The 13768-nt window shown below is 69.8% G+C and carries 13 protein-coding genes; 11 read left to right on the forward strand and 2 right to left on the reverse strand.

Annotated features, from left to right (window positions below; genetic code table 11):
- The first annotated feature begins 4 nt into the window (after window positions 1-4).
- On the forward strand, window positions 5-484 hold the full coding sequence (locus DFI_RS01040) for a hypothetical protein (protein WP_027463596.1): 480 nt from the start codon (window positions 5-7) through the stop codon (window positions 482-484).
- Window positions 485-560: 76 nt separating this feature from the next.
- Here the strand turns inward: DFI_RS01040 and DFI_RS01045 are convergent, their stop codons facing one another.
- Window positions 561-2180 carry a glycoside hydrolase family 26 protein gene (locus tag DFI_RS01045; RefSeq protein WP_051308017.1) on the reverse strand — a complete coding sequence of 540 codons (1620 nt, stop codon included), beginning with the start codon at window positions 2178-2180 and terminating at the stop codon, window positions 561-563.
- A 97-nt stretch (window positions 2181-2277) separates the two neighbouring features.
- Between DFI_RS01045 and DFI_RS01050 the strand changes: the two genes are divergently transcribed.
- From DFI_RS01050 to DFI_RS01070, 6 genes are all read left to right on the forward strand, one after another.
- A complete protein-coding gene (locus DFI_RS01050; protein ID WP_027463595.1) occupies window positions 2278-2865 on the forward strand; it encodes a hypothetical protein in 588 nt (195 codons plus the stop codon).
- Between the two features lie 35 nt (window positions 2866-2900).
- A complete protein-coding gene (locus DFI_RS01055) occupies window positions 2901-3722 on the forward strand; it encodes an enoyl-CoA hydratase/isomerase family protein (RefSeq protein ID WP_027463594.1) in 822 nt (273 codons plus the stop codon).
- A gap of 164 nt (window positions 3723-3886) precedes the next feature.
- Complete coding sequence (locus DFI_RS20030; RefSeq protein ID WP_022800549.1) at window positions 3887-4057, forward strand: hypothetical protein; 171 nt, start codon at window positions 3887-3889, stop codon at window positions 4055-4057.
- Window positions 4058-4206: 149 nt separating this feature from the next.
- A complete protein-coding gene (locus DFI_RS01060; RefSeq protein WP_027463593.1) occupies window positions 4207-5196 on the forward strand; it encodes a malate dehydrogenase in 990 nt (329 codons plus the stop codon).
- A gap of 222 nt (window positions 5197-5418) precedes the next feature.
- Window positions 5419-5931 (forward strand): MerR family transcriptional regulator, encoded by a 513-nt coding sequence (locus tag DFI_RS01065; protein WP_162899068.1) that lies wholly within the window; start codon window positions 5419-5421, stop codon window positions 5929-5931.
- Window positions 5932-5969: 38 nt separating this feature from the next.
- Window positions 5970-6761 carry an APH(3') family aminoglycoside O-phosphotransferase gene (locus DFI_RS01070; RefSeq protein WP_027463591.1) on the forward strand — a complete coding sequence of 264 codons (792 nt, stop codon included), beginning with the start codon at window positions 5970-5972 and terminating at the stop codon, window positions 6759-6761.
- A gap of 15 nt (window positions 6762-6776) precedes the next feature.
- Here DFI_RS01070 and DFI_RS01075 read toward each other — a convergent pair whose 3' ends face one another.
- Window positions 6777-7526 carry a hypothetical protein gene (locus DFI_RS01075; RefSeq protein ID WP_027463590.1) on the reverse strand — a complete coding sequence of 250 codons (750 nt, stop codon included), beginning with the start codon at window positions 7524-7526 and terminating at the stop codon, window positions 6777-6779.
- Between the two features lie 147 nt (window positions 7527-7673).
- On the opposite strand from DFI_RS01075, the gene DFI_RS01080 reads away from it, so the two are divergent.
- The 4 genes from DFI_RS01080 (at window position 7674) to DFI_RS01095 (ending at window position 13741) form a co-directional block, all read left to right on the forward strand.
- Window positions 7674-9899, forward strand: coding sequence for an MMPL family transporter (locus DFI_RS01080; protein ID WP_027463589.1), 2226 nt, complete (start codon window positions 7674-7676; stop codon window positions 9897-9899).
- 27 nt (window positions 9900-9926) lie between these two features.
- Window positions 9927-10508 carry a GIY-YIG nuclease family protein gene (locus tag DFI_RS01085; protein WP_027463588.1) on the forward strand — a complete coding sequence of 194 codons (582 nt, stop codon included), beginning with the start codon at window positions 9927-9929 and terminating at the stop codon, window positions 10506-10508.
- Window positions 10509-10611: 103 nt separating this feature from the next.
- Window positions 10612-13209 (forward strand): S8 family peptidase, encoded by a 2598-nt coding sequence (locus DFI_RS01090; RefSeq protein WP_081425904.1) that lies wholly within the window; start codon window positions 10612-10614, stop codon window positions 13207-13209.
- Window positions 13210-13321: 112 nt separating this feature from the next.
- A complete protein-coding gene (locus tag DFI_RS01095) occupies window positions 13322-13741 on the forward strand; it encodes a CBS domain-containing protein (protein WP_022800542.1) in 420 nt (139 codons plus the stop codon).
- Window positions 13742-13768: the final 27 nt, after the last annotated feature.

A 13768-nucleotide genomic window follows, 5' to 3' on the forward strand; every position in this document is an offset into this window, starting at 1 on the left:
CGGTATGCGACAGGTCCGGCCCGCCCTGGTTGTTGTCCCCGCTGCCTTCGTCAGCCTGGCCCTGGCAGGGTGCGCGCCCTCCGTCTCCCTGGCGGAGCCGCTGCCCTTCCGCGAAGGGCAGGAATGGGAACTGAAGGTGCAGGCCGGCGGCAGCTCCCTGAGCTACGCCGTCCGTCTGGGTGAGCCTGTGCTGCGGGACGCCGGGACGCGGCACTGGACCTGGAAAGATCAGCGGTCCGGCGACGTCCTGGTGGACTACATGGCGCGCCCCACGCAGGGGGCCCCGCTCCTGCGGATCAACTTCACCCGCGGTACTCCCACCATGGGCGTGTGCCGGATTCCCGTGTTCATGGCGGACGGAAGCGCCCATGAATTCACGGGCCGCTCCGCGGACCGGCCGCAGGCCCTGGACCACTACCTGAAGACGGGGGAGATCACAGGGACGCAACTCTGCACGTTCAAGCGCATCACGCCCGGGTGGTGAGGTGCGGCGCCGGTCGGGGTAGGCAGGCGCCACACCGTCGCAAGTCCAGGACTCCTGCCCGCTTCACCGGGCGTCGTCACTGGGCCTGGAAGGTCTTCTCGGTTCTCAGCATGAGCTGGCCGCTGGCGCTGTACGCGGTGACGGTCAGGCGGTGCGTGCCGGGCGTGGCCTGGAACCGGAAGGTGTGGGGGAGGGTGGGGGCGGTGGGGATGTCCTGGCCGTTCACGGTGACCTGCACGCGGGCGGGCGGGGTGGCGGTCTGGAGCCACAGGACGCCGCTGAGGTCGGTGTGGGCGGGCACGCGGGCGGGCCAGGGCGTGGCGGTGCTGACGGTGCAGGTGAGGCAGGCTTTCTGGAAGCGGCGCTGGAAGGCGTTTATGGTCCTCAGGTCCTGGAAGGCCTGCCATTTGGCGGGGCTGGCGAACAGGCGGTAGTCGTTGCGGCGGGCGGCACTCTTGCCGTTTGCTTCGCCGGTGAGCATGTTCAGGTCCAGCCAGTTGATGTTCTTCAGGCGGGGGTAGCGGATCCAGGCGCCCCAGTACACCTCGCGCAGCTGCCGGGCGGCGAAGTCGCTGTGGTCCTGGCTGGCGGCGGCGCCGCTGCGGTGGGAGGCGGCGTACTCGGAAAGCTGGATGGGGTGCGCGGGCGCGTAGCGCGCGTAGAAGCCGTCCACGAGGTCCAGGGGATGGGCGTTCAGGCGGGGGGCGCGGACGTTGCCGTTCTCGAAGGGCAGGCTGTACAGGCTCAGGCCGGCCCAGTCCACGGCGTCCGGACCGGGGTAGTAGCGGCCTATTTTCGTGAGGTCGCCGGGCATGGGCATCCAGACGGTCGCGGCGTTCGGCGCGTGCTGGTGCAGGGCGCGGGCGAGGCGCTGGAAGGTGCTGCGGTACAGCGCCGGGTCGCGGCTCCATTCGTTCTGGGGGTCGTTCATCTCGGCGGCGAAGCGCACGAAGACGGGCAGGCCGGCTTTCGCGGTTTCCTTCGCGAAGGCGCTGAGCATGGCGTCGGTGACCTGCCGCAGCGGCACGGCGGGTTCCAGGGCGATGTGCAGCGCCTGCCCGTGGGTGCGGGCGGCCTGGGCGTGCCGGTGGGGGAAGATCACGTCGGGGCTGCGGCTGGGTTTCAGGTCCCAGTAGCGGAAGATCACCGCGAAGTCCTGCCGTTCCGGGGACAGGCGGGGCGGCACGCCAGTCACGCTGAGTTCCGGGGCGTACGCGCCGAGCAGGATGCCGCGGGCGGGTTCCAGGCGCGCCAGGCGGGGCTGGGTGCTGCCGGTCTGCGCGGTCACCAGCCGGACATCTATGGTCTGCCGGTAGGGCGCGGCCTTGTACTCCAGGGCGCGGGCGGTGACGCCGTCGCCCTGCGCGCGGTAGCGGGCGGCGGCGCGGGTATACGCGTCGGTGGCGCTGGTGTAGTCGCCCAGCGCGACGTACGCGTCGGCCAGGGCGCGCCAGTTCGCAGCGGTGGGGTTCAGGGCGGCGGCCTGCGCGAACGCCCGGGCGGCGGCGCCGGGGTCGCCGGCGCGGGTGGCCTGCACGCCCAGCGCGTACCAGCCGTCGGCCTTGCGGGGCAGGACGGCCGGGAACGCGAACGTGCCGGCGTGGGCCGTGCCGGACAGCAGGGTGCCGGTCAGGAGGGGCGCGGCGGGAGAGAGCAGGGCGGCGAGGAGCAGCGCGGGACGGGCCGGGACGTTCACGGGCCGCATCCTATGGTGGGGCCTGGCGGGCCGGGCGTGCGGGACTTCACCGGGTCAGTTCGCGGTCAGGTTGGCCGGATGCTTTACGCTGCGGGGCATGCTGACGTTCGCTGAAGCGGCCCGCCGTGCCGAAGCGGAGGTGGGGGCGGAAACGCACCGGCTTGCCGCGCACGGCGTGACCGGCATGCTGATTCCCGCCACGTTCGAGGAAGGTTATTACCGGCAGGCGAATCTGCCCGAGCAGCTGCGCCGGCTGTTCGCGCCCGTGAACCCGCACCGCATCGATGAGGACGCCCTGGAGCCGCTGACCGTGCAGGCGCAGGCGCTGGTGCGCACCAGTGCCCTGCTGGACGACGCGGTGCAGATCTTCTACCGCGCGCTCGGCAACGCCGGCCTGAGCCACGGGGAGATGCACGCCCGTCGGCCCGGGGTGACGCGCGCGCAGACGGCCACCGTGACGCCGCCCGGCACGGCTGCCCTGCACGCCGTGAAGCGGCTCTGGGCCGACGACTGGTCCTTCGACGCGGTCCTCGCGCGGCTGGACGACACGGGCAGCATCGCCCTGGACGCCCGGCCCACGCTGCTGCTGGCCGGTCCGCCCGGCACGCCCGACTCGGCCCGCGCGGCCGAACTGGGGGTCCCGGTGGCCCTGGTGAACGCGGCCGGGCTGGTCGGCCTGCCCTGAACGGCCCGCCCGCGGCGGTGCGGTAGCCTCCTGCCATGCAGGCACACGAGCTCACCCGCCCGGGCGCGTACCCGGGCCTGAACCTCACGCTTCATGACGGCGGCATCCTGGAGGTCGTGATCGCCAACGAGCGCACGCTGAACAGCGTGGACCGCGGCGGGCACCAGTCCCTGACCCGCATCTGGCGCGATATCGACGCCGCGCAGGGCGTGCGCTGCGTCCTGATCCGCGGGGAGGGCCGCGGCTTTTCCAGCGGCGGGGACTTCGAACTGATCGAGGAGATGGCCTCGGACTTCACGGCCCTGGCCCGCGTGTGGCGGGAAGCGCGGGACCTCGTGTACAACGTCATCAACTGCGGCAAACCCATCGTGAGCGCCATTCACGGGCCCTGCGTGGGCGCGGGCCTCGCAGTGGCGCTGCTCGCGGACGTCAGCGTGGCCGCAAAAAGCGCCCGGATTCTGGACGGGCACGTGCGCCTGGGCGTGGCCGCCGGGGACCACGCCGCGATCATCTGGCCGCTGCTGTGCGGTCTGAACAAGGCCAAGTACCACCTCATGACCGGTGAGCCTGTGTCCGGCGAGGAGGCCGAACGCATCGGGCTGGTCAGCCTGTGCGCCGAGGACGATCAGTACCTGGAGCGCGCCTGGAAGGTCGCCCGGCAGCTCGCCGCCGGCAGCCCCACCGCCGTGCGCTGGACGAAGTACGCCCTGAACAACTGGCTGCGCGCCATGGGCCCCACCTTCGACGCCAGCCTCGCCCTGGAGTTCCTGGGATTCACCGGCCCTGACGTGAGGGAAGGCCTGGCGAGCCTGCGCGAGAAACGCCCCCCGACCTTCATGGAGGACGCCCCCCTCTGACCCCGCCTCGCCCCGTTTCCTGAAGGGCACGCTCACACATTCAAGAATCGTCAACCCCGCATGATGGCCCGCTGAACGCCCGGTGACGCTCCCCTGAACGTTCGCTCCACGGGCCTTCAGGCGGGTGTCACCGCCGCTCAGGGCCACCGGGGAATACTCCAGGCATGACCATCCTCCTGCTCATGACCGTGCTGACCGCCCTGCTCGTGGCGTTCGCCCTGTACAGCCTGGGCAGCGAGGACCGCGCCCTCGCCCGGGAACAGACCCTGCGCACCCTGCGCCGCACCGCACGCGCCCCGGGCCGCAGCGCCGGCCACCCCGCCATCGGCGACTGACCCTCCCAGCCTCCGCGCCCGCCCCTCCGGCGGGTCTTTTTTATGTCCCCTGTCCGGCATGCGCGGCTGTCCCCCACCCGGGAACGGGACAGCGCTCACCTTTGCGCGCGATAATCTCAGGCGCTATCTCACCCCCAGGAGGGACCCCCATGACCAAAGAACCCGCCCGCGTGACCGTAACCGGCGCCGCCGGCCAGATCGGCTACAGCCTGCTGTTCCGCATCGCCTCCGGCGACATGCTCGGCAAGGACCAGCCCGTCATCCTGCAACTGCTGGAAATCACCCCCGCCCTCAAGGCCCTCAACGGCGTCGTCATGGAACTCCGTGACTGCGCCTTCCCCCTCCTGCACGACATCGTCGTCACCGACGACCCCATGGTCGCCTTCAAGGACGCCGACTACGCCCTGCTGGTCGGCGCCATGCCCCGCAAGGCCGGCATGGAACGCGGCGACCTCCTCAGCGCCAACGGCGGCATCTTCAAACCCCAGGGCGAGGCCATCAACGCCGTCGCCAAACGCGACATCAAGGTCGTGGTGGTCGGCAACCCCGCCAACACCAACGCCCTCATCGCCCAGCAGAACGCCCCCGACATCGACCCCAAACAGTTCACGGCCCTGGTCCGCCTGGACCACAACCGCGCCATCAGCCAGCTCGCCGAGAAAACCGGCGGCGCCGTGAAGGACATCAAGAACGTCACCATCTGGGGCAACCACTCCTCAACCCAGTACCCCGACCTGAGCCAGGCGACCGTGAACGGCCAGCCTGCCCTGGACCAGGTGGACCGCACCTGGTACGAAACCGAGTACATCCCCACCGTCGCCAAGCGCGGCGCCGCGATCATCGAAGCGCGCGGCGCCAGCAGCGCCGCCTCGGCCGCCGGCGCCGCCATCGACCACATCCGCGACTGGGCCCTCGGCACCCCCGAAGGCGAATGGACCAGCATGGCCATCCCCAGCGACGGCAGCTACGGCGTGCCCGAAGGCCTCATCTACGGCTTCCCCGTGCGCGTCAAGAACGGCAAGTACGAGATCGTCCAGGGCCTGGACATCAGCGACTTCAGCCGCGCCCGCATGGACGCCACCGCCAAGGAACTCCAGGAAGAACGCGACGAAGTGCGCAAACTCGGCCTGGTCAAGTAAGACCGCACATCAATCTGGGAGCGGGGGGCGCAGGATGGCCCTCCGCTCCCTGTCATGGTCTGGTACGGGCTTGACGTGCAGTGGCCTGCACAGACAACGCTGAGGGCGGGAGGCCCACCCATGACTCAAGCCATGAGGACACCACTCACCCGGGAGCAGTTCCGGATCCAGGTTCAGGCGTTTCAGGGAGCGATGGATGCCAGCCCCTCCATGAGGGACGCCATGACCACCCTCTGCGGGAGCGCGGAAACACTGGACGCCCTGATGGACCCAAGAGGCGTAGGTATCGGGCAGTTCGCGGCTCTGATGAATCTACCCTCGACCACCGTACGCCACCTGTTACGCGAAGGCCTGCTGCATCCCTACAGGCTCGGAGCACGCTTCGTCTTCTTCGTGCAGAACGTGATCGAACTGCGTGGCGTGCAGCAGTGGCAGGCCCTGGGCCTGACCCTGGAGGAAACCCGGGACTTCATTCAGGCACAGAATCTGGTGGGGATGCTCATGGAGGCCGACCAGGACGGCACACGGCTGATGACGGTCAGCCACACGCAACCTCACCCTCCCGGTCCCGCTCAGGTCCAGGAACTGCAACTTCAGGCCCTGGAACGCATCCAGGCCGCCAATGCCCGCCTGAACGAAAAAAAGCGTGCTCTGGAAGAACAGCTTGCTCGGGGACAAAGCCTGGAGGAGGCGCTCAGAACCACCCTTCAGGAGGCGACGACCTCAGTGGAATAAGCCCCCGTCCCTTCGCATCGCCCCGTATCCTGCCGGGCATGACCGATCCTCTCGCTGCTGCCCAGCCTGACCTTCCGCCTTCCTTCCGGCGGGTGCTGCCGGCCGCCCGCTGGGAGCGCGTGACGGTGGGGGAGAGCGGGGCGGGCGTGTGGCGCAGCCAGCGGTTCGTGGTGAAGCTCCAGCCCCGCACCGGCCTGAGCGTGAGCAGCCTGTTGCAGGAGCGCGAGCGGCTGCGCTGGCTGGCCGGCCGGGTACCGGTGCCGCAGGTGGTCGCCTACGAACAGGACGCCGGGCAGGAGTTCCTCGCCATGACGCGCCTGCCCGGCATTCCCATGAGTGACGACGACGCCCGGCTGCACCCGGAACGCATGGTGAGCCTGCTCGCCCGCGCCCTGCGGGAACTGCACGCCCTGCCCATCCGGGACTGCCCGTTCCGGGAGACGCTGGACGTGCGCCTGCACGCCGCGCGGGAGAACGTCGTCCGCGGCGTGGTGGACGCCGACGACTTCGACGAGGAGCGGCTGGGCCGCACGCCGGAGAGTGTCTTCAACGAGCTGGTCCGCACCCGGCCCGTCCACGAGGACCTGGTCGTCACGCACGGGGACGCCTGCCTGCCGAACTTCATCGTGAACGGCGAATTCGTGGAGGGCCTGATCGACGTGGGCCGCGCCGGCATCGCCGACCGGCACATGGACCTCGCCCTGGCGTGGCGCAGCACCCGCAGCAACCTCGGCCCGGACCACGCCGAGCGCCTGCTGGACGAGTACGGCCGCGCGCTGGTGGACGAGGTGAAGATCGCGTACTACCTGCTGCTGGACGAACTGTTCTGACCGGCAGATGGGTGGTCAGTCCTTCAGTTCTGTCCTCGTGAAGTCTGCCGCCACATAAGTGCGCTTTTCCGTGCCGTACCCCCGGTCGAACACGAGTTGCAGGGTATGCAGGTTCGAGATGACCTGGGCGGAGTCTCTGGGAAATCCAAACTTGAACAGGCTGAATCCATGCCAGCGGCATTCGCCCTCCACGCACCGGCGCTCCCACTGGGCGGGATCGGCGGGTTTGGATAGACGATGCTGCTCCACTTCGGCGAGCAGCTTGCCGTTCTGATCCAGGAAGCGGAGGGTGGCCGTGAACTTCAGGGCGTCGCGGACCATCGCAATGTCGGTCTGCACGTAGAACGTCGTGGTCGTCAGGACGTTCTTCACGTCCACGGTGCGGTTCTCGCGGGCGGCATTCGCGCAGATGACCGCGTCGATCGCGGCCGGAAGCTGAACCAGGATGTTGTCCACCACCCTCTCCGGCACGCCAGGGCTGCTCCGGCGGTCCGTGAGTTGCTGCCCGACCGTCTGCTCGGCGGGCAGTTCGGCCGACGTGTACTTCTGCCCGGCCGGACTGGGGTTGACCTTCTCGAAGGCGGCCAGGGCGTCGCAGGCCTTCTGCCGGGTCGTCAGGGTGGGAGAGAGCAGCTCCGCCCAGCGGGGGGTGGCCGCCGCCGTCTGCGGGACCGCCGGGCCTGCGGTCTGGGCCACCGTCAGGGCAGGCAGACTGAGCAGGGCGAGCAGGCCGGACATCAGAGCAAAACGGAACTGGGGGCGCATACGGGGGCAGTATGCGCCGGGCCGTGCGCTTACCTGCGCGGAGCCGCGGGTGTTCCTGTCGCCGTTGCAACTTCCTGCCGCAGGGTTCGCTGGACTGTCTGCCGGAGTTGGTTGTTCGTCAGTGCGGGTGTTCTAGGATCGGGCGTTATGCGTGCTCTCTCCCTGTTGGTGTCGCGTGCTCCGTGGGCCGTGTTGATCGTGTGGGTGCTGGTGGCCCTGCTGAGCGTGCCGCTGGCCGCGCGGGCCCCGGCGGCCCTGACGGCCGACCCGGCCGGCGGTCTGGAGGGGTCGGAGGCCACCCGGGCGCTGGACATCCTGCGGGACGAGTTCGGGGAGAAGGACACGAACATGGCGCTGCTGGTCACGCGCAGCACCCCGCCGCTCAGCACGCCGGAAGGGCAGGCGCGGTACGAGGCGTTCGTGGACGGCCTGGAGGACGTGCCGGGCGTGACGCGGGTGATCTCGGCGGGGTCCGGGACGGTGGGCACGCAGTCCGAGGACGGCCGCATGGCCCTGACGGTCGCGCAGATTCCGCTGGAGGAGGGCGCGACCGAGGCGGTGCGGGAACTGCGGAACTACGCCAGGGCCAGCAGCACGGACGGCCTGAGCGTGCGCGTCACAGGCGGGCAGGCCATCGCGGACGACTTCACGGAGTTCGCGGAGGCGGACACCAAGCGCAGCGAGTTCGCGGCGCTGCCGCTGATCGCGGTGATGCTGCTGGTGGTGTTCGGGGCGCTGGTCGCCACGGGCCTGCCGCTGGTGGTGGGCGTGCTGAGCATCAGCGTGGCGATGGCCGGGGTGTATGGCCTGACCCGCGTGATGGAGGTGAGCACCTTCGCGCAGAGCGTGATCACCATGCTGGGCCTGGGGGCCGGGATCGATTACGCCCTGCTGATGGTCAACCGCTTCCGTGAGGAGCTGCGGCGCCTGGGCGGAGACAGCCGCGCCGCGGCGGCGCAGACGGTGCTCACGGCCGGCCGCAGCGTGACGTTCAGCGGCCTGACCGTCGCCATCGCCATGGCCGGCCTGATCGTGCCGCCCGTGATCTTCGTGCGCAGCCTCGGGATCGGCGGGGTGCTGGTGGTTCTGCTAACAGTCCTGGCCAGCCTGACGGCGCTGCCCGCCATGCTGGCCCTGCTGGGCGACCGGGTGAACAGCCCCCGCGTGCTGAAGATCGGCTGGTCGCAGAATGCGGGCGCCTCGGCCGCCTGGACCGCCTTCGCCCGCCGCGTCACCGCCCGCCCCTGGCTGGGCGTGCTCGGCAGCGCCGCGCTGCTGCTGGTGCTCTCGGTGCCTGCCCTGAACATGCGCATCGGGTACGCGGGCGCCTGGGCGCTCACCCCTGGCGTGGAAAGCCGCGACGCCCTGGCCGACGTGCGCACCCTCGGCGCCGGCGGGCTGCTCAGCCAGTTCGAGGTGATCCTGGACCTGAAAGGCCAGCGGTACACGCCCGACGACCGCGAGAAATTCCAGGCGGTCGTGAACGACCTCAAGGCCCTGCCAGACGTAAAGGCCGTCCTGAGTCCCTTCGTCACGCCCGAGGACCTGCGGCAGGCCGGGGACAGCACCGGCACGGACGCCCTGGGCGCCATGACCACCCTCACCCGGCGCTCCTTCAGTCAGGACCGCACCTTCCTGCGCGTGACCGTGATTCCGAATGACGCGCTGCGTGCCGACGCGATCCCCGAGTACGAGGCCCGCATCCGCGCCACCCTCGATCGCAGCGGGTACGCGTACCTGCTGGGCGGCTCCCCCATCGGGGGGCAGGAGTTCAGCCGCGCCATCACCGGCACGCTCCCCACCGTGGTCCTCACCGTATTCGCCGGGACGTTCCTGCTCCTGATGGTCGCCTTCCGCAGCCTGCTGATCCCCCTCAAGAGCATCGTCACGAACGCCCTCACCGTCGGCGCGGCCGCCGGGGTCGTCACCGAAATCGTGCAGAACGGCTTCCTGGCCGGACCGCTGGGCATTCCCACCGACGTCGGCGTGCTCGACTCCAGCCTGCCGGTGCTGCTGTTCGCCGTGATGTTCGGCCTCAGCATGGACTACGAGATCTTCCTGCTCTCCCGCGTGCAGGAAGAGCACCTGCGCGGCACCCCGAACGACGAGGCCGTCGTGAAGGCCGTCGGCCACACCGCCCGCATCATCACGAGCGCCGCCATCATCATGTTCATCGTGTTCTCCGCCTTCATGTTCGGCCGCGTGGTCGCCAGCAAGAGCATCGGCCTGGGCCTCGCGGTGGCCGTGCTGCTGGACGCCACCCTGGTCCGGCTGGTCATGGTCCCCGCCTTCCTGAAACTCGCCGGGAAGTGGAACTGGTGGCTGCCCGCCTGGCTGGACCGCCGCCTGCCCCACGTCACCCTCGAACACTGAGCGCGGCGGGCTGTGCCACAGTCAGGCATGGCTGAGGACCGCACCTACTACGTGTACGCCCTGAAGGACCCGCGGACCTCCCCCGCGGCGCCCTTCTACGTGGGCAAGGGTACGGGCACGCGGGCGCACGATCACCTCGTGCGGGTGGACGCCACCCCGAAAGGCGAGCGGATTCAGGAGATTCAGGCCGGCGGTCATGACGTGCTCGTCAGCCGACTCGTAGAGGACCTCTCCGAGCTTCAGGCCCTGCGTCTGGAGGCGGAACTCATCGCGGCATTCGGCACCGTTGCCAGCGGCGGCCTGCTCACCAACACGGTCCTCCCCTCCGGCCTGGGCGCCCGGCAGCGCCCGGCGCTGACCGTGCCGTCCGGCGTGAAGGAAAAAGCCCAGCTGGGGCTGGGGCTGTTGAAGGGCGCGGTGCTGGAGTTCGCGCAGGCCAACCCGCAGGGGGTCACGAATTCCGAAACGGCCAGCCTGCTGGGGCTGCGCAGCGATTACGGCGGAGGCTCCAAGGATTACCTTTCCTACAGCCTGCTGGGCCTGCTGATGCGGGACGGCAAACTGGACCGGAAGCTGAACAGCAAACGTCATGTGGCCCGCGTGCGCTGAGGCCGTCCGGGCGCCGCGCTGACTGACGGTGTCCTGATGAGAGGTCAAGGTGTCCTCACGCTCCATTCAGGGGGCGTCACAGGGGCGCGGCTACCCTGGCGGCATGACTCCCGAACCGAAACACCGCACCCGCATGGGCCTGCTGGGCCGCCGGGCCGGCGTGGCCGCGCTCGGCCTGGCCCTCACCATGGGCAGCCTGGGCAGCGCCGACGCCGGCACGCTGTCCCCCGGCCTGCTGAAAAAAGCCCAGGCCGGCAGCCAGAAGGTCGAGCCCGTCATCGTGCGCTTCCGCATCGAGAACACCACCCGCGGCCGGTCTTCCTTCCAGCAGATGCGCAAGCAGCTGCAAGACCGCGTGAACCTGCTCGCGCCGCAGTACAAGAACCTCGTCAAGCAGCTGTGGCTGGACGAGAGTGTCCTGCTGCCCCTCACGCCCGTGCAGGCGCGCCTGATGGCGCAGCTGCCGTTCGTGGAGGCGGTGTTCGAGAACTTCCGCGTGCAGATTCCCCGCGCGGTCGCCCTGAGCGCCGCGAACGCGCCCAGCGGCACCCCCTGGCACCTGGAGAAGATCGGCGCGCCCGCCGCCTGGGCCGCCGGCTTCAAGGGCCAGGGCATCACCATCGGCCACCTGGACAGCGGCATTGACCCCGATCACCCTGAACTGGCCGGGAAACTCAAGGCCTTCCAGGAGTTCGACGCGGAAGGCAACCGCAAGGCCGGCGCGGCCCGCGACACCACCGACCACGGCACGCACACCGCGGGCCTGCTGGTCGGCAGCAAGGTGGGCGTCGCGCCCAGCGCCAAGGTCATCAGCGCCCTGGTCCTCCCCAACAACGAGGGCACCTTCGCGCAGGTGATCGCCGGCATGCAGTACGTCCTCGACCCGGACAACAACGCCAACACCGACGACGGCGCGGACGTCGTGAACATGAGCCTGGGCATCCCCGGCACCTTCGAGGAATTCATCACCCCGGTGGACAACATGCTCAAGGCTGGCGTGGTCCCCGTGTTCGCCATCGGCAACTTCGGCCCGGCCCCCGCCAGCACCGGCAGCCCCGGCAACCTCCCGCAGGCCATCGGCGTGGGCGCCATCGACCAGGACGGCTCGGTCGCCAGTTACAGCAGCCGCGGCCCCGTGAACTGGACCGGGAAGATCAGCGGCGTGTTCGTGAAACCCGACATCGTCGCGCCCGGCACGGCCATCACCAGCACCTTCCCGAACGGCGCGTACGGCGCCAAGAGCGGCAGCAGCCAGGCCAGCCCCATCGTGGCAGGCGCCGTGGCCGTGATGCTCTCCGCGAAACCCGGCACGAGCGTGGACGCCATCAAGAACGCGCTGTACAGCAGCGCCAGCAACGCCGGCAGCAAGAACAACAACAGCGGTTACGGGCTGATCAGCCTGCCCGGCGCCCTCGGCAAGCTCGGCGCTTCCGCCGGGGCGCCCGCTCCGGCCCCTGCTCCGGCGCCCACACCCGCTCCGACACCGGCCCCCACGCCTGCCCCGGCCCCGACTCCCACTCCTGCGCCTACCCCAGCGCCTACACCTGCCCCGACTCCTGCGCCCGCTCCGACGCCAGCCCCGGCCATTCCGACCGGCCCCGCGGGCTTCACCTTCTGCGGTTGGGAAGGTAGCCGCTGCACCGGCGCCACCCAGAAGCAGGTGGCCTTCGGCATCAACGGCCGCTTCGTGAGCGGCACCAGCACCGACGACAGCTTCATGTGCACCGTGGCTGAGTGGGGCACCGATCCGGCTCCGAACACCCGGAAGGCCTGCTTCATCAAGAACCCCGGCACGGCCACCACGCCCGCACCGGCCCCTGCCCCGGCACCCAAACCCCAGCCCGCGCCCACCCCGGCCCCCGCGCCTGCTCCGGCGCCCAGCACCCCGGCCACCAAGCCCACCGTGCTGCTCGTGGATGACGACATGGGACAGGGCACCGACGTGACCGCCGCCCTGCGCGACGCCATCAAGGCGAACGCTGCCAGTGCGCTGGTCTGGAACACCCAGACGCAGGGAAACGTGCCCCTCAGTGAACTGCGCCGCGCGCAGGTGGTCGTGTGGGCCACCGGCGACCAGTACCAGAACACCATCACCGGGGCGGATCAGGGCGCCCTCGCCGAGTACCTGCAGGGCGGCGGGAAGCTGATCGTCACCGGCCAGGACATCGGGTACGACATCGGCACCAGTGCCTTCTACACGAACTTCCTCAAGACCCGCTTCCTGGCGGACAGCAGCGGCACCACCAAGTTCGTCACGACCGGCGCCTTCGGGAACACGGCCTTCACCCTGAACGCTCAGGGCAGCGCCGGCAACCAGTACTACCCGGACGTGATCGCCGACCTGAACGGCAGCGCGACCGTGGCCGGCTGGGGCAGCGCGAACGCCACCGCTGGAACGATCACCGCGCAGAGCCTCAAGCAGGACCCGAACAAGGCCCGCGCCACGCAGAAGCAGCGTGATCCCCGCGGCCGCACGCAGCCTGTGAACCGCGCGCCTGCGACCCTCGGGCAGCTGGTCGGCCAGCTGCTGGGCGTGCCGGCCCGCGTGACCGCGCAGAGTGCCGGGGACAACGCCGGGGCGATCGTGGTGAACAATGCCGGAAACTACCGTACGGTGAACATGGGCTTCGGGATGGAGGGCCTGACGCCGAACAGCCGCAACCTGCTCATGAAGACCGCGCTGGAATGGCTGATGCGCTGAGGACACTCACCCCCTGTTCCTGACTTTCCCGGAGAGGCCCCTGTGGCCTCTTCTTTGTTGCCCTTGAGGGTCCTGCCACGTGGGCCTCAAGCCGGGTGGGTAGCGTGGGGGCATGACCACCCTGAAAGACATCATGACGAAGGACCTGACGACCGTGGACGGCAAGGCGACCCTGCGGGAGGTGGCGCAGCGCATGAAGGCCGACGACATCGGCAATGTCCTGATCATGGATGGGGATCAGCTCACCGGGATCATCACGGACCGCGACATCGTGATCCGCGCAGTGGCGGATGGGCAGGACGTGAACACGCCGGTGAGCACGTACGCCACGAAGGACGTGTTCACCCTGCCGTGCAGCACCAGCGTGCAGGACGCCGCGAAGGCCATGGCGGAGCGGCAGCTGCGCCGTCTGCCGGTGACGGACAGCCAGACCGGGAAGATCGGCGGGATCGTGAGTCTGGCCGACCTGTCCAACCGCACGAGCGGGAATGCGGACCAGAAGGCGCTGGAGGGCATCAGCAAGCCCGGCTGACGGACCGGTGTCCTGCTCACAATGAAG

This window comes from Deinococcus ficus (assembly GCF_003444775.1).
GTDB classification, from domain to species: Bacteria; Deinococcota; Deinococci; order Deinococcales; family Deinococcaceae; genus Deinococcus; species Deinococcus ficus.